Here is a 14,287-nt window from a genome sequence, read left to right on the forward strand (position 1 = left end):
AGGCTATTGGTCCTCTTTTCGCGTAGGTCATTTCCTAAGTTGTATTTCAGCTCTCTACTCGGCCATGCCTCTCGGCGAGAATCCCCGGCCGCCCCTCCTGTAGAGAAAAAAACCGATGTTCAATCCAGTCAGCGAGCCTTCATTTCGTCTGGATGTAGCAGGTTTGCACGATGTCTTTGAGGTTTTGGCCTTTACCGGTAGCGAAGCCATCAGTGCACCGTTTGTGTTCGACATTCAATTGCTGATCGCGGATCGGATGCTTGACCTGGCCAGCCTGTTGTACCGTTCCGCCGCTTTGCATTTCGGGCCAGTGGGAAGTTGCGTGCATGGACAATTGCAGGAAATCGTCCAGCGCGATCACGGTGGGGGTGTCAGGCTTTGTCAGGCACGTCTGGGCCCGCGGCTGGCCTGTCTCGCCCAGCGCGTCAGCCAACGGATCTTCAGTGGCCGCACGGTGCCGGAGATACTCGGCCAGGTTCTCAAGGAACACGGCATAGTCGGCAAGGCACGGCGTTTCGAATTGAGTGGTGAATACCCACCTCGGGATTTCTGCACGCAGTACCGAGAGTCGGATCTGCAATTTTGTCAGCGTCTGTGTGCCGAAGAGCGAATTCATTACCGTTTCGAGCACCATGCCAACCTGCATTGCCTGGTGTTCAGCGATGCCCCAAGGGATTTTCCCGTGGGCGAGTTCGCGATGTTCAGGACCGAGGGGGGGGCGCCCGCAGTACGTCAGTTCGAGCATCAGCGCAGTGATCAGTCTGCCGTGCAACTGGCGCAATGTCGTACCGATCTGCCAACCCTGCGCAGCGGTCAGCTGATGCCGCTGGCCGGCCACCCGGTCACGCAATGCAATCATCGTTGGTTGCTGACGAGTGTCGATCATCATGGCAGTCAGGACATGGCGGCGCCTTATCACAATCAGGTCCGGGCACTTCACTGGGCGACACCATTCGAGCCGCCGTGTCCGGCCGCCAAACCCCGGATGCATAGCCTGCACCGCGCGTGGGTGGTCGAAGTCGATGAGCCGACCCCTGATCCCGAAAGGCCGGTGCCGGTGCAATTTGACTGGATCTACCAAGGGGAGGGCGCGGTGTCCAGCCACTGCTGGCTGGCGCTGGACCCACAACTGCAATCCAGCACCGGCGCGACATTGCACGAGGGGACCGAGTTGGTCGTGAGCTTCATCGAAGGAGATCCGGATCAGCCGTTGATCACCGGGGTGCTGCATGTGCCGCAAGCTACCGAAGAATTGGACGCTTGCGTGCCGCCACTGGACGCCGTGAGCGAGAAGGTTCTGCAGCAATGGTTGCATGGCGGTGAACCTCTGATGTTGTTGTGCCTGTTGCCCGGTGGCGGCAGCTTCAATCATTGTGCTCAGGTGCTCTGCAGTTGCCGCGCGGCGACATGGCTTGGCCAGAGCGGCAGCCTATGATTGGCACCCCATCCACGCGTGACTCGCCGCCGCAATGGTTGTTGCTCGATACATCGGCTGCGGTACCCGCCACAGAGATTCTGCGACAGGTGTTTGCCCAGGCACGGTGGTTCTGGTTGTTCGAAGGCACGGAATGGCAGGCGCAGAAAACGCACGGACCGGTACTTGTCGATCTGATGAGTTGCCCGGTTCTGACTGATTTGTGCGACGTCGATGGGCAGCGCTGGCGAGGATTATTGATGGTCAGTGACGTATCGGTCGCACGTTTGCTGGCGCACTTGCGACGCATGCTGACCGTCACTTTCGGTCTGCACCGGGCGATGCTGAGTTACTACAACCCGAACACGGCAAGTTACTTTTTCGACGCCTGTGATGCCGCCGAACTGAGCCGCTGGCTGGGACCGATCAGTCAGATACGCTGGTTCGGTGGAACCTGGGCTGATCGCGCGATGGGGTGTGAAGGCTGGCAATGTTTGCACAATCCGGGGTTGGCGGTGAGGCCGCTGGCAATCGAAGAAGACCTCAGCGCCGGACAACAGGGGAAACTTCAGACTTGCCTGCTTGAACAGTATGCGTGGCGCTGGAGCCGAGCCACCTCTATCGAATATCGCGACCTGTGGGCCAAATTACAGGAAGGATTGGCGCTGGGCTTCAGCCAGCGTGCGGTGCTCGATGACTGGTTGACGTTACGGTTGCAGCATCCTGACGCTGTGTCCGTGCAGCCGTTGACGGGGCGGACCCAGCAGGAACGCCTCGATCATTTGCGTCGCCTGTGGCAGCGCGATCAGTGAGTGGCACGAGTGAACCAGCCATCGTCGCGCCGCAGATACCAGGCAATCACGCCAAGCGTCAGGCTGCGCAGCAACATGAACAACAGGAAGGTAATCCACAGGCCATGGTTGCCCCAGTCCTGCAGCCACACGCCGAAAGGGATCGCCAGTGCCACCGTCAACAGCATGCCGTTGCGCATTTCCCGGGCACGAGTGGCGCCGATGAACAGGCCATCGAGCAGGTAACTCCAGACCGCAATCAACGGCAGGGCGGCGAGATAGGGCAGATAGACGAACGCGGTGTCACGCACGCTTTGAATGTCGGTCTGCATTTCGATAAAGAGATGCCCGGCGAACAGAAAGAACACCGCAAAACCCAGGCTCGCCAGCAGGGACCAGCCACACGCCACCACCAATGAACGGCGCAGGGCATCGCGATCGCGGGCGCCGATGGCGTGCCCGCACAGGGCTTCCACGGCATGGGCCAGGCCATCGAGGGCGTGGGCGGTCAGCAACAGGCCATTAAGCAATAGGGCGTTGGCGGCGACCGTGGCATCGCCCAGTCGCGCACCTTGCACGGTGATCAGGAAAAACACCGATTGCAGCGCCAGGCTACGGATGAAAATGTCGCGGTTCACCGCCAGCAGCGGCCGCCAGCTCTGCCACACCGCCAACGCGGCCCAGACGATATGCCCGGGGTAGGCACGCAAGGCTTTGCGGGTCATCAGCAAACCGATCAGGGCACCGGTCCACTCGGCAATCACCGAGGCTCGTGCGGCCCCGACCACGCCCCATTCCAGGCCGAGGACGAACCACAGGTTCAGGGCAATATTGACCAGGTTGGTGCTCAGCAGAATCGCCAACGGTGCCCGGGCATTCTGGGTGCCGAGGAACCAGCCGACCAGCGCGTAACTGGCCAGTGCGGCCGGCAGTCCGAATAGTCGAGTGTGGAAAAACTCGCGAGTCAGTTGATCGAGTTCGGCCGACGGTTGCATGAAGTGCAATGCGGCCCCGCTCAACGGTACACCCACTGCACCTAATACGACCGCCAGCCCCATAGCCAGCAGTAACCCTTGCAACAAAATCTGCCGCAACGCCGCGCCATCCCCGCGCCCGGCGGCTTGAGCAGCGAACCCGGTAGTGCCCATGCGCAGAAAACCCATGGCCCAGGCGAGAAAGGTGTACAGGCTGGCACCCACCGCCACGGCGCCGAGTTGATGGGCATGGGGCAGGTGACCGATGACGGTGCTGTCGACCAGCGCCACCAGCGGAACGGAAATATTCGAGAGAATCATCGGCGCGGCCAGCGCCCAGACCCGGCGATGGGTGGGGCGGTCGCGCCAGTCGGCGATCAGGTTGGACATGCAGGCTCCTCGGCGGAGCCGGCATTGTAACGACACATCGCGAGCAAACTGCGATCAATTGTGGCGAGGGCGCTTGTGCAGGGTCTAGTGGATGATCCAGCTGAGCAACCACAGACCCAGCATCAACCAGATGATTCCCATGATGATCGATGCATTGAGAAAGGCGCGAATCGCCGACCACAGCAGAATCAGCCCGAGGATCAGGGTGATGATGCTGACAACCGATGTATCCATGCCCAGCGCCCCGGACAAGCCTTCGACAAAATTGCTGCTGGCATTGCTCAACAGGTTGAACAGCCCGCTGAGGCCATCAACGATGAAACGGATGATCGAGCCAAGTACCTGGCCGAGCCATTCGGAAAAACCTTCTACCTGCATGGAGTGCACGTCCTGATTAAAGAGAATTGAGTCTTGGGCTGTCGATCATGCTGCCGAGTTCCCACTAGCATAGAGCGTTGCACAGTCCCTCCGACAAAAAAACAAAGGTGACACTCAACCGTTGTCACTTGCCATCCTCGGTCATCCCCCTGAAGCTATACGCCTTCAGGAGAGCCCGATGAACCTTGTTGAACTGACCGAACGCCTGCACGCCATCCGTGACCGCAATGACTGGCGGCAATTTCACAGCCCGAAAAACCTGGCCATGGCCGCTAGCGTGGAAATGTCCGAGCTGGTGGAAATTTTCCAGTGGCTGAGCGAAGACCAGTCCCGCCAGTTGCCGGCAGACAAGCTTGCCCACGCCGGGCAGGAAGTTGGCGATATCGTTCTGTATCTGCTGTTGTTGTGCAGTGAGTTGGGCCTGGACATGGAACAAGTGGTGCGCAGCAAACTGGCGGACAGCGAACGGAGGTTCAGCTGATGAGCGACCGTCACTTCGATCAGTTGGCGACCCGTTTCGCTGAAAAAATCTACGGCGGTGCCAAAGGTGCGATCCGTCTGGCGGTGTTGCAGGCCGACCTGTCCGAAACCCTGCCGGATCGTCCGCTGCGCGTGCTGGACATCGGTGCCGGCCTTGGTCACATGTCGTTGTGGCTGGCCGAGCGCGGCCATCAGGTAACCCTTGCCGAACCCGCCGAGCCGATGCTCGACGGCGCTCGCCAGCGTTTTGCAGACGCGGGGCAGACAGCGACGTTCATCCAGGCCCCGTGGCAAGACCTGCTCGGCCAACTTACCGAACCTTACGATCTGGTGCTGTGCCACGCCGTACTGGAATGGCTGGCCGAACCCCATGCGATTCTGCCGGTGCTGCATCAGTTGACCAAGGCCGACGGTTGGCTTTCCCTCGCGTTCTACAACCGCGATGCATTGATTTACCGCAACTTGCTCAAGGGCCACTTCCGCAAGATGCGCAAGAACGACATGGCCGGTGAAAAGCAGAGCCTGACCCCGCAACAGCCCCTTGATCCGCGCGAATTGGCGGCGCAACTTGAAGGTCTGTGGCAGGTCGAAATCCAGAGTGGCGTGCGGGTTTTTCACGATTACATGCCGGTGGAATTCCAGGCCCGCGCCGAGTTGGTGGACTTGCTGGAAATGGAACTGGCCCACCGTCGCCATCCGAGCTTTGCCGGGCTTGGGCGTTACTTGCACTGGATCTGTCGGCCGATCTGATCGGAGCTCGAAATGAAAAGTCGTTCAGGGTTATTGGTGATCTGTCTGGCGCTGACCGCTTGCCAGGGCACCAACCCATATGTGGCCACCTCCAAGCCCTTGCCGCCGGCGCCGCCCGAGGCCGCCAAAACCTTTGACCGCAGTGCCTATCCGGCGCCGGTCCGCGACTATGGGCGCTATCGCAGCTGGGCCTGGCTCGACGGGCATCTGCCTCCTGGCACAGCCTGGGCGGACTCGGCACAAGTCGCCGAAGCTGTCAGCAATGCGCTGGATCAACGCGGTTTGCGCCCATTGCACGATAATCGCCCGGCAGACCTGTTCGTCAGCGCCGACCTGCGCATGGAAACGCGTTTGCGTCAGGCTCGGGACGATTATTACGGTGGTGCGTACTACGGCGGTTATGGCGGCTACAACCACTACGGCAACAGTTACGGTGCGTACACCGCGGTTCCAGTCATCCGCACCTATTCGGAAGAGGTTGTGGTCGTCCAGGTGGACATGTACGACGCCCAGAGCGGTCAACCGGTCTGGAGTTCCAGTGCCGAAACCAGCAACCGTGGCAGTGAAAGTCAGCGCACCGATGCCATTCGGGAGGCTGTGGAAAAGGCCATGTCAGCGTATCCTCCCAGTTAGCTTCTGTAGATAAGAAGCATTTCGCAGGTTCATGCCTTCCACCGGAGAATCATCATGTTCCGCCGTTTAGCTTTACTGGCAGTGGCCGCGCTGCTCAGTGCCTGCGCCGCCAACCAGGTTAATCACGACTATGATGCCAGCCGTGACTTCGCGGCTTATCACAGCTGGAGCTGGAAAGAACCCGCTCTGCAATATCGTCCCGATGATCCACGGATCAAGAGTGACCTGACCGAGCAACGCGTGCGCGAGGCGGTGACCGATCAACTGGATCAGCGTGGCTTGCGCCCGGCAGCCTCGGGCGCCAAGGGTGATTTGAATGTGCAGGCCTACCTGATTGTCGAGGAACGCCAGCAACAGGTGACCACCAACTACGGTGGCGGATGGGGTAACCCATGGTATGGCTACTATGGCGCGCCGATGTACAACGAAACCCGCCTGGTTTCTTACAAGGTCGCGACCATCCAGATCGACCTGCTCGATGGCAAGGACGGCAAGCTGGTGTGGCGCGGCAGCGATGAGCAAATGCTCAGCGGCAGCCCGAATCCATCGGATCGCAGTACGGCCATCCATGAAACGGTCACCCGGATTCTGGCCAATTATCCTCCGCGCAGAACCTGACGTTGGCGCTTTCATGACCCCCTGTTTCGCAGGGGGTTTTTCATTGTCTTAAGTGGCTAGTTGCCAGCAGCCTCGACCACCCTTGTCTACACTGCTTTTCACCAATGGAGGTAGCACCCGGCAGTGCGCCGGCAAAGGAGTGCGCCATGTCTCCCCGTATGCAGTTTCGCGGCCCGGCCCGGCAACGGGGAGCGCTTGGCCTGATGGCCGCTTTGACCTTGACCATGGCCCTGGGCTTCATGCTGTTGGTGGTCGATAGCGGCAGGCTTTATCTGGAGCAGCGCGAGATACAACGGTTGGCGGATGTCGCGGCGCTCGAGGCGGTCAGCCGCAATGGCGATTGCCTGTCACCGGGGATGAGTGCTGCGGGTTACTCGCTCGAAAGTGCCACCCGAAACGGATACAACACCAACGATGGCATGACCCTGGAAACCGCCTGCGGCTCGCTGCAGACAGGGGCCAATAACCTTCGCGCCTTCGTGGTCGATGCGAACAAAAAAGAAGCGGTTCGCGTAATCGTGACCCAAACGGTAACCACCAGTTTCGCGGCGGGCATCTATGCGTTGATGAGCCCGGGCCCCGTCAATCTGACCACCAAACTCAGCGCGACAGCCGTCAGCGCACCGGCCATCTTGCCACCCCTGGCCATGCTGACTATCGGCAGTACGGCGCTGGTGGTTGACTCCAGCAAGTCGGCAGCGTTGAACCTGCTTTTGGGGCAGATGCTCGGGGGCAACCTTAACCTGAGTGTCGCCGGATGGCAGGGCCTGGTCGACACCCAGATCAACCTGCTGGGTTACCTTCGTCCAGGAGAATGTCATGTCTTTTTCCAAGCTTGTTCAGAAGGTCAAATCCGAAATCGCTTTTTATAAAGGGCTGGCGAAAGATACCGAGGGAGCTTCGGGTATTGAGTATGCGATTGTGGCAGCAATGGTCGCCGTGGTAATTGCCGGGCTAAGTAGCGGAGTGGGCACTTCGATCAAGACTCTCTTTGCAACTATCACAACGGCTTTGATTCCTGCTGCTCCGTAGCCAAGGCGTGGGTTACTTGTTATTGCTAAAGGCGGATTTTAATGTCTGCGCTAACTCGTTGCAGGTGCTCGATTTGTTTCGCAAGCCGATTTATCACGTGCGGTTGTTGGAGACGCTGAACAATCTGTTTCCCCAGCCACTTGTTTATCTGGTCAAGGGGTGACTTGGCGGCCTCTGGGCCGACCATGTTGTGGGTTGATTGGGGACATATCCGTTTTTGCGGTTACGGCGGCTTGTGGTTTCGCCCTTACGGCGAGTCACTTTTTTTACAAGCGCCTAAAAAAAGTAACCAAAAAAACGCTCGCCCCGAGCGTCCGGCCCCTCGCTTAGGCTCGGCGTTCCTTCGCTCCGGTATTCATCCGGGGTCATCGCCTCCGGTCGGCTTCGCTTCGACCTCCTCTCGATGTGTTCGACTGCGTCGAACGGCGCTGCGCGCCTACCCCCGGATGAACACCTCCACTCAGCCTCCCGAAGGGGCGGGTGGATCAAGATCAAGAGCTGCAGGCGAGCTAACGCTCGGCCTGTTGAGTGGTGGAAAGCAGGGGGTGATGCCCCAATCCGTGTAGGAGCTGGCTTGCCAGCGAAGGCGGCCTGCCGGCCGACCTGAATCTTACGGATATACCCAATCCCTGTAGGAGCTGGCTTGCCAGCGAAGGCGGCCTGCCAGCCGACCTGAATCTTACTGTTATACCCAATCCCTGTAGGAGCTGGCCTGCCAGCGAAGGCGGCCTGCCAATCCACATTATGTAGATCCCATAAACCCTGTCAGGCAACCGGCCGCCAATGTCCAACCATGTGCTCCAGGTCTCCCGCGCCCAGCATCTGCAAGTCCCCGCTCGCCCCCGGTGCACTGGCCATCAATGTCACTTCGCTGGGCAGGCGCACGGGTTTCCTGAACTGCACGGCGATTTCGATGTTCGCCGCCGGCAGATGCTCGGCGAGCGCAGCCAGGGTGCGTGCCTTGTTCCACAAACCATGGGAAATCGCAGTCGGGAAACCAAACAACCTGGCACTCGCTGCACTCAGGTGAATCGGGTTGTAGTCGCCGGACACTTTGGCGTACTGCCGGCCAATGTCCGAAGGTGCTTCCCAGCGAGCGACTTCGGTCAATGTCAGCGTCGGCACTATCGACTCTTCAACCGGCTCGCCTTCGAATTTGACGCCGCGACAGAGCATCTGACTTTGCGCTTCCCACAGCGGCCCCAGCTGATCGTCCAGCGTCGTGAGCAGATCGAACGTGGCGCCTTTGGCGTGGGGCTGCAGGTTTTGTACCTGCACGCTGACTCGCACGCGGCTCACTCCACCCATCGGGCGCAACACACGGATGCGATTGCTCAAGTGAATCAAGCCCAACAGTGGAAAGGGAAAGTCTTTGGCGGTGAGCAGTTGCATCTGCAACGCGAAACCGAGGATGTGCGGGTAGGTCGGCGGCAGCAGGCCGTTGTCGACAAAACCGCAGACCTTGCGATAAGCCGCCAGCCGCTTGGGATCGACATTGACCCAGCAGCGCATCCCCGAATCGGGCAGGGTGGTGCCGGTGATTTTGCGGCGTGTCGCTGCCCTTGCATAAAGGCCCGTCAGGCCGGGTTCGCGGTTGAGGGTGTGCCAGTCGGTGATCATGCTCAAGCCCCCAGAACGCTTTGCCCGCAAACCCGCAGCGCTTGCCCGGTGAACGCGCCGGTGCCCGGTTGCGCGAGCCAGGCCACGGTTTCGGCGACGTCTTGCGGCAGACCGCCCTGACCGAGCGAGCTCATGCGTCGCCCGGCTTCGCGCAGGCCGAATGGAATGTGCGCGGTCATTTGCGTTTCGATGAAGCCCGGGGCCACCGCGTTGATGCTGATACCGCGCTCCTGCAACAGGGGGGCCCAGGCCTGCGCAAGGCCAATCAATCCGGCCTTGCTCGCCGCGTAATTGGTTTGCCCGCGATTGCCGGCGATGCCACTGATGGAGGCCAGCAGGATCACTCGGCCGTCGTCGTGCAGCGTACCGTTGTCGAGCAGGGCCTTGGTCAGCACCTGCGGAGCATTGAGGTTGACCGCCAGCACCGCGTCCCAGAATTCGGGGGTCATGTTGGCCAGGGTTTTATCCCGGGTGATGCCCGCGTTGTGCACCACAATGTCGATGCCGTCGGGCAACTGTTCGATCAATTGTGCCGCGGCGTCTTCGGCGCAGATGTCCAGGGTGATGCTGCGGCCACCAAGGCGGGCGGCGAGGGCGTCGAGATCGGTCTTGGCTGACGGAACGTCCAGCAGGATGATGTCGGCGCCGTCACGGGCCAGGGTTTCGGCAATCGAGGCGCCGATACCTCGCGCCGCACCGGTAACCAGCGCCTTGCGCCCGGCGAGCGGTCGCGTCCAGTCCGTTACTTGAGTCGCGCAAGGTTGCAGGCGAAGGACCTGTCCGCTAACAAATGCACTTTTGGGCGAAAGGAAGAACCGTAGCGGGCCTTCGAGTTGATCTTCCGCACCTTCGCCGACGTAGATCAATTGCAGCGTGCCGCCGCTGCGCAGCTCCTTGGCCAGCGACCGGCTGAAGCCCTCCAATGCACGTTGCGCACTGGCGGCGAACGGGTCGCTCAAGGTTTCCGGTGCCCGCCCCAGCACCACCAAATGTGCGCAATGATCGAGATTTTTCATCAGAGGCTGGAAGAATTCGCGCAGCTGTTTGAGTGCGTCGGTGTGCACCAGATCACTGGCGTCAAACACCACGGCCTTGAGTTTTGGCCCGTGACCGGGAATCCATGCCGTGGCCATGGAAGGCTCGGTGCCGTAGCGGTAGATTGCATCGGTCAGGCGGTTGGCAAAGGCGCCGACTTTCTCCGCCAGAGGCCCGCCACCAATCAGCAGTGCACCTTCCACAGGGCGCAACCGTCCTGCTTGCCAACGCTCCAGTCGGGTGGGCGAAGGTAGCCCGAGCGCGCCGACCACACGATGGCCGAAGGACGAGTTGGCGAAGTCGATATAGCGGTCGGACATGGAACGCGCTCCAGTGGCTGAGGTTCAAAGTGTGGACCATGAACGCTGATCAGTCGTTCGATTCACAAGATAAGGCCTACGCTAGATCATTGTAGGAGCTGCCGAAGGCCCGAGCGCGGACCGAGCCTTCGGCAGCTCCTACCGGATTTTGATTTTTCATCAGGAGCTTTTCATGACTCAGTTGCGTCGCGTCGCGATCATCGGCGGTAACCGGATTCCCTTCGCTCGCTCCAACGGCCAATACGCCACGGCCAGCAATCAGTCGATGCTCACCGCCGCCCTCGAAGGCCTGATCGAACGCTACAACTTGCATGGCCAGCGCATCGGTGAAGTGGTCGCCGGCGCAGTGCTGAAATTGTCGCGGGACATGAACCTGACCCGCGAGTGCGTGCTCGGTTCACGGCTGTCACCCGCCACCCCGGCCTATGACATCCAGCAGGCCTGCGGTACCGGGCTGGAAGCGGCGTTGCTGGTGGCGAACAAGATCGCTTTGGGCCAGATCGATAGCGGCATTGCCGGTGGCGTCGACACCACCTCCGATGCGCCGATCAGTGTCAGTGAAGGGCTACGCAGAATTCTGCTGCAAGCCAATCGCGCCAAGACCACCGGCGACAAACTGAAGACCTTCTTGCAATTGCGCCCCAAACACCTGATCCCCGAATTCCCGCGCAACGGCGAACCGCGCACCGGTTTATCCATGGGCGAGCATTGTGAGTTGATGGCCCAGACATGGAACATCCCCCGTGAAGCACAGGATCAACTGGCGTTTGAGAGTCATCAGAAATTGGCCGCGTCTTATGCCGAAGGTTGGCACAACGATCTGATGACACCATTTCTCGGCCTCACCCGCGACAACAACATGCGTGCGGATTCGACGCTGGAAAAACTCGCCTCACTCAAACCGGCCTACGAGAAAAGCGCCAAGGGCACCCTGACGGCGGGCAACTCCACGCCGCTGACCGATGGCGCATCGCTGGTGCTGCTGGGCAGCGAGGAGTGGGCGAAGGAGCGCGGTTTACCGATTCTTGCTTACCTGCGCGATGGCGAAGCGGCGGCAGTGGATTTCGTCAACGGCGCGGAAGGCCTGTTGATGGCGCCGGTCTACGCGGTGCCGCGCCTGCTGTCGCGTAACAGCTTGACCTTGCAGGACTTCGATTACTACGAAATCCACGAAGCTTTCGCCGCGCAAGTGTTGTGCACCTTGAAGGCCTGGGAAGATCCCGAGTACTGCAAAACCCGCCTTGGCCTTGACTCGCCACTGGGCTCAATTGACCGCAGCAAACTCAACGTCAAAGGCAGCTCGTTGGCGGCCGGGCACCCGTTTGCGGCAACCGGCGGGCGCATCGTCGCCAACCTGGCGAAGCTGCTGGATGCGGCGGGCAAGGGACGCGGGTTGATTTCGATTTGTGCCGCGGGTGGGCAGGGCGTGACCGTAATCATCGAAAGGTGATTTGAGTGGGTGTCTGTTTGCAAAAGATCGCAGGCTGCGATCTTTTGATCTTTAAGTGCGGAAGCGGCGCACCGGCCCGTCTAGCTCACTCGACAACCCGGCCAGGCTCTGCGAGTCCAGTCGCGCCGAGTTGGCCAGTTCCGCCACCAACTGCGCATCGTCATGAATCTGGTTGATGTGCCGGTTGATGTCTTCGGCCACCTGATGCTGCTGTTCCGCCGCCGTGGCGATCTGGGTGTTCATGTCGCGGATCACATCCACCGATTCGCGAATCTGCCCGAAGCTGTTGCGTGCTTCACCGATCCGCGTCACCGATTGCTGCGACACTTCCAGGTTCGCGTGCATCTGCTGGGCCACTTGGCTGGTGCGTTTGGCCAGGGCTCGCACTCCATCCGCCACCACGGCAAAACCGCGACCCTGTTCACCTGCGCGCGCCGCTTCAATGGCCGTGTTCAGGGCCAGCAGGTTGGTCTGTTCGGCAATCGAGCGAATGGTCCCGAGGATCGACTGGATGTCGTTGCTGTCTCGCTCCAGCTGTTGCATTGACTGGGCCGACTGTTCGATTTCCTGGCTGAGGCGATCCACGCTGTTCACCGCAGCATCGATCTGTTGCTGACCTTCGCGCGCCTGGCGCTGGCCGCTGTCGGCGGACTCGGCGGCCTGGCTGCAAGAGCGTGCGACTTCGTTGGCGGTGGAGACCATTTCGTGGAATGCCGTGGACACCATGTCCACCGCTTCACGCTGGCGCCCGGCAGCTTCGGCCATCTCGCTGGAAACCTGGGTCGAGCTCCTGGACGTGGCGAGGATCTTGCCCGCGGCGCCGCCGATGCTCTGGATCAAGTTGCGAATCGCGGTCAGGAACTGGTTGAACCAGCTGGCCAGTGGGGCGGTTTCATCACTGCCACGGATTTGCAGGTTCTTCGTCAGGTCGCCTTCGTCTTGGGCGATGCCTTCCAGTCCGCTGGCCACGATACGTAACCGCCGGCGGCGGTGCCGAGGATGGCGTAGGCGTAAGCCGGATGACTGTTACCGAGGTCCTGAAGGAGGGTAAAGACTTTTTTGTCGGCCTCGCCCTGGGGAATGCTTTCGGAGTCAACTCGGGTCCTTGAGTGCGGCATCGCTATTGTTGTCGCAGCGATTGTCGGACAAATCGATTTGTCACTTAGGACTTCGGCTGTTGTCGGAGGAAATTGAGGTCCATTGAGAAATATCCTACAAAGGGTATGAGCCCGGATGTCAGCTTCTGTCACAAATGCCCTTGCAGACCTTGCACTACAGGTCATGCGAGCTCGGCTATGATCTTTGGCGGCTCGGGATGGACACCGCAATGTTGCGATCAATCCGGCACATTGTGTGCTTCTTGTCGTTCCTGGCAGTGTTCATAGGTCGGCCCCCCCTCCCACCCGTGAGTGGATTGCCGTATAACGAATGACTTTCGCGTGTTTGGTAATAAAGGACCCACAATAAAAGCTGATGAAGACTCCAAAACGCATTGAACCCCTGATCGAGGACGGTCTGGTCGACGAGGTGCTGCGCCCACTCATGAGTGGTAAAGAAGCAGCTGTTTATGTGGTGCGCTGCGGCAACGAGTTACGTTGCGCCAAGGTCTACAAGGAGGCGAATAAACGCAGTTTCCGTCAGGCGGCCGAGTATCAGGAAGGCCGTAAGGTACGCAACAGCCGTCAGGCCCGTGCGATGGCCAAGGGCTCGAAGTTTGGCCGCAAGGAAACCGAAGATGCCTGGCAGAACGCCGAAGTGGCGGCGCTGTTTCGTCTGGCCGGTGCCGGTGTGCGGGTGCCCAAACCGTTCGACTTCCTCGAAGGCGTGCTGCTCATGGAGCTGGTGGCCGACGAGTATGGCGATGCGGCGCCGCGTCTGAACGACGTGGTACTGGAGCCGGACCAGGCGCGTGAGTATCACGCGTTCCTGATTTCGCAGATCGTGCTGATGCTGTGTACCGGTCTGGTGCACGGTGACCTGTCCGAGTTCAATGTGCTGCTGACTCCGACCGGCCCGGTAATTATCGACCTGCCGCAAGCGGTGGATGCGGCGGGCAACAACCACGCATTCAGCATGCTGGAACGGGACGTGGGCAACATGGCGTCCTACTTCGGCCGGTTCGCACCGGAACTGAAGAAGACCCGGTATGCCAAAGAAATGTGGGCATTGTATGAGGCCGGCACCCTGCACCCGGCCAGCGTCCTGACCGGCGAGTTTGACGAACCGGAAGAGCTGGCCGACGTGGGCGGCATCATGCGCGAGATCGAGGCTGCACGCCTGGATGAAGAGCGCAAGCAAGCGGCCCGTGCGGCGGATGACGCGCCACCCAACAAGGCCGAAGAACCGCCTCCACCCTGGATGCAGTGATCGGCTAAAGAAAAACCCGGCGTCGGCCGGGTTTT

15 protein-coding genes and 1 pseudogene are annotated in these 14,287 nt (G+C 60.3%); 11 read left to right on the forward strand and 5 right to left on the reverse strand.

Annotation, left to right across the window (positions count from 1 at the left end; all coding sequences use genetic code 11):
- The first annotated feature begins 115 nt into the window (after nt 1-115).
- Together AD668_RS02115 and AD668_RS02120 are read left to right on the forward strand one after the other, a co-directional pair.
- Nucleotides 116-1,435: a type VI secretion system Vgr family protein gene (locus AD668_RS02115; protein WP_053153952.1), complete on the forward strand. Its 1,320-nt coding sequence runs from the start codon at nt 116-118 to the stop codon at nt 1,433-1,435.
- On the forward strand, nt 1,432-2,226 hold the full coding sequence (locus AD668_RS02120; RefSeq protein ID WP_053153955.1) for a DUF4123 domain-containing protein: 795 nt from the start codon (nt 1,432-1,434) through the stop codon (nt 2,224-2,226). Before AD668_RS02115 ends, AD668_RS02120 begins: the two co-directional genes overlap by 4 nt.
- Here AD668_RS02120 and AD668_RS02125 read toward each other — a convergent pair.
- Together AD668_RS02125 and AD668_RS02130 are read right to left on the reverse strand one after the other, a co-directional pair.
- Nucleotides 2,220-3,569: an MATE family efflux transporter gene (locus tag AD668_RS02125; protein ID WP_053153959.1), complete on the reverse strand. Its 1,350-nt coding sequence runs from the start codon at nt 3,567-3,569 to the stop codon at nt 2,220-2,222. The genes AD668_RS02120 and AD668_RS02125 overlap by 7 nt on opposite strands.
- Nucleotides 3,570-3,653: 84 nt before the next feature.
- Nucleotides 3,654-3,947 (reverse strand): hypothetical protein, encoded by a 294-nt coding sequence (locus tag AD668_RS02130; protein WP_053153962.1) that lies wholly within the window; start codon nt 3,945-3,947, stop codon nt 3,654-3,656.
- Nucleotides 3,948-4,125: 178 nt separating this feature from the next.
- Here AD668_RS02130 and AD668_RS02135 point away from each other — a divergent pair, with 178 nt between their 5' ends.
- The 7 genes and pseudogenes from AD668_RS02135 to AD668_RS29805 form a co-directional block, all read left to right on the forward strand.
- Nucleotides 4,126-4,428: a MazG-like family protein gene (locus tag AD668_RS02135; RefSeq protein WP_053153965.1), complete on the forward strand. Its 303-nt coding sequence runs from the start codon at nt 4,126-4,128 to the stop codon at nt 4,426-4,428.
- On the forward strand, nt 4,428-5,177 hold the full coding sequence (locus AD668_RS02140; protein ID WP_053153968.1) for a methyltransferase: 750 nt from the start codon (nt 4,428-4,430) through the stop codon (nt 5,175-5,177). The genes AD668_RS02135 and AD668_RS02140 overlap by 1 nt, the downstream gene beginning before the upstream one ends.
- Before the next feature lie 12 nt (nt 5,178-5,189).
- Nucleotides 5,190-5,810 (forward strand): DUF4136 domain-containing protein, encoded by a 621-nt coding sequence (locus AD668_RS02145; protein WP_053153971.1) that lies wholly within the window; start codon nt 5,190-5,192, stop codon nt 5,808-5,810.
- A 54-nt stretch (nt 5,811-5,864) separates the two neighbouring features.
- The gene (locus AD668_RS02150; protein WP_053153974.1) at nt 5,865-6,428 is read left to right on the forward strand and encodes a DUF4136 domain-containing protein; all 564 of its coding nucleotides are present in this window, start codon (nt 5,865-5,867) and stop codon (nt 6,426-6,428) included.
- Between the two features lie 146 nt (nt 6,429-6,574).
- The gene (locus AD668_RS02155) at nt 6,575-7,300 is read left to right on the forward strand and encodes a pilus assembly protein TadG-related protein (protein ID WP_256220558.1); all 726 of its coding nucleotides are present in this window, start codon (nt 6,575-6,577) and stop codon (nt 7,298-7,300) included.
- Nucleotides 7,248-7,460 (forward strand): Flp family type IVb pilin, encoded by a 213-nt coding sequence (locus AD668_RS28435; RefSeq protein WP_082344400.1) that lies wholly within the window; start codon nt 7,248-7,250, stop codon nt 7,458-7,460. The genes AD668_RS02155 and AD668_RS28435 overlap by 53 nt, the downstream gene beginning before the upstream one ends.
- A 58-nt stretch (nt 7,461-7,518) precedes the next feature.
- Nucleotides 7,519-7,623 (forward strand): annotated as a pseudogene (locus AD668_RS29805) (response regulator); the annotation flags it as partial.
- Nucleotides 7,624-8,225: 602 nt separating this feature from the next.
- Here the strand turns inward: AD668_RS29805 and AD668_RS02165 are convergent.
- A complete protein-coding gene (locus AD668_RS02165) occupies nt 8,226-9,080 on the reverse strand; it encodes a MaoC/PaaZ C-terminal domain-containing protein (RefSeq protein ID WP_053153982.1) in 855 nt (284 codons plus the stop codon).
- A 2-nt stretch (nt 9,081-9,082) separates the two neighbouring features.
- Nucleotides 9,083-10,435, reverse strand: coding sequence for a 3-oxoacyl-ACP reductase (locus AD668_RS02170; protein ID WP_053153985.1), 1,353 nt, complete (start codon nt 10,433-10,435; stop codon nt 9,083-9,085).
- Between the two features lie 172 nt (nt 10,436-10,607).
- On the opposite strand from AD668_RS02170, the gene AD668_RS02175 reads away from it, so the two are divergent.
- Complete coding sequence (locus AD668_RS02175) at nt 10,608-11,885, forward strand: acetyl-CoA C-acetyltransferase (RefSeq protein WP_053153987.1); 1,278 nt, start codon at nt 10,608-10,610, stop codon at nt 11,883-11,885.
- A gap of 51 nt (nt 11,886-11,936) precedes the next feature.
- Here the strand turns inward: AD668_RS02175 and AD668_RS02180 are convergent, their stop codons facing one another.
- A complete protein-coding gene (locus AD668_RS02180) occupies nt 11,937-12,650 on the reverse strand; it encodes a methyl-accepting chemotaxis protein (RefSeq protein WP_371259751.1) in 714 nt (237 codons plus the stop codon).
- Between the two features lie 708 nt (nt 12,651-13,358).
- Between AD668_RS02180 and AD668_RS02185 the strand changes: the two genes are divergently transcribed.
- A complete protein-coding gene (locus AD668_RS02185) occupies nt 13,359-14,252 on the forward strand; it encodes a PA4780 family RIO1-like protein kinase (protein ID WP_053153990.1) in 894 nt (297 codons plus the stop codon).
- Nucleotides 14,253-14,287: the final 35 nt, after the last annotated feature.

The sequence above is a fragment of the Pseudomonas sp. P1.8 genome, assembly GCF_001269805.1.
In the GTDB taxonomy this organism is placed as follows: Bacteria; Pseudomonadota; Gammaproteobacteria; order Pseudomonadales; family Pseudomonadaceae; genus Aquipseudomonas.

Coding starts and splice junctions, on each gene's coding strand:
- AD668_RS02115 (WP_053153952.1), top strand. CDS start 116: ATGTTCAATCCAGTCAGCGAGCCTTCATTTCGTCTGGATGTAGCAGGT.
- AD668_RS02120 (WP_053153955.1), top strand. CDS start 1,432: ATGATTGGCACCCCATCCACGCGTGACTCGCCGCCGCAATGGTTGTTG.
- AD668_RS02125 (WP_053153959.1), bottom strand. CDS start 3,569: ATGTCCAACCTGATCGCCGACTGGCGCGACCGCCCCACCCATCGCCGG.
- AD668_RS02130 (WP_053153962.1), bottom strand. CDS start 3,947: ATGCAGGTAGAAGGTTTTTCCGAATGGCTCGGCCAGGTACTTGGCTCG.
- AD668_RS02135 (WP_053153965.1), top strand. CDS start 4,126: ATGAACCTTGTTGAACTGACCGAACGCCTGCACGCCATCCGTGACCGC.
- AD668_RS02140 (WP_053153968.1), top strand. CDS start 4,428: ATGAGCGACCGTCACTTCGATCAGTTGGCGACCCGTTTCGCTGAAAAA.
- AD668_RS02145 (WP_053153971.1), top strand. CDS start 5,190: ATGAAAAGTCGTTCAGGGTTATTGGTGATCTGTCTGGCGCTGACCGCT.
- AD668_RS02150 (WP_053153974.1), top strand. CDS start 5,865: ATGTTCCGCCGTTTAGCTTTACTGGCAGTGGCCGCGCTGCTCAGTGCC.
- AD668_RS02155 (WP_256220558.1), top strand. CDS start 6,575: ATGTCTCCCCGTATGCAGTTTCGCGGCCCGGCCCGGCAACGGGGAGCG.
- AD668_RS28435 (WP_082344400.1), top strand. CDS start 7,248: ATGTCTTTTTCCAAGCTTGTTCAGAAGGTCAAATCCGAAATCGCTTTT.
- AD668_RS02165 (WP_053153982.1), bottom strand. CDS start 9,080: ATGATCACCGACTGGCACACCCTCAACCGCGAACCCGGCCTGACGGGC.
- AD668_RS02170 (WP_053153985.1), bottom strand. CDS start 10,435: ATGTCCGACCGCTATATCGACTTCGCCAACTCGTCCTTCGGCCATCGT.
- AD668_RS02175 (WP_053153987.1), top strand. CDS start 10,608: ATGACTCAGTTGCGTCGCGTCGCGATCATCGGCGGTAACCGGATTCCC.
- AD668_RS02180 (WP_371259751.1), bottom strand. CDS start 12,650: ATGGCCGAAGCTGCCGGGCGCCAGCGTGAAGCGGTGGACATGGTGTCC.
- AD668_RS02185 (WP_053153990.1), top strand. CDS start 13,359: ATGAAGACTCCAAAACGCATTGAACCCCTGATCGAGGACGGTCTGGTC.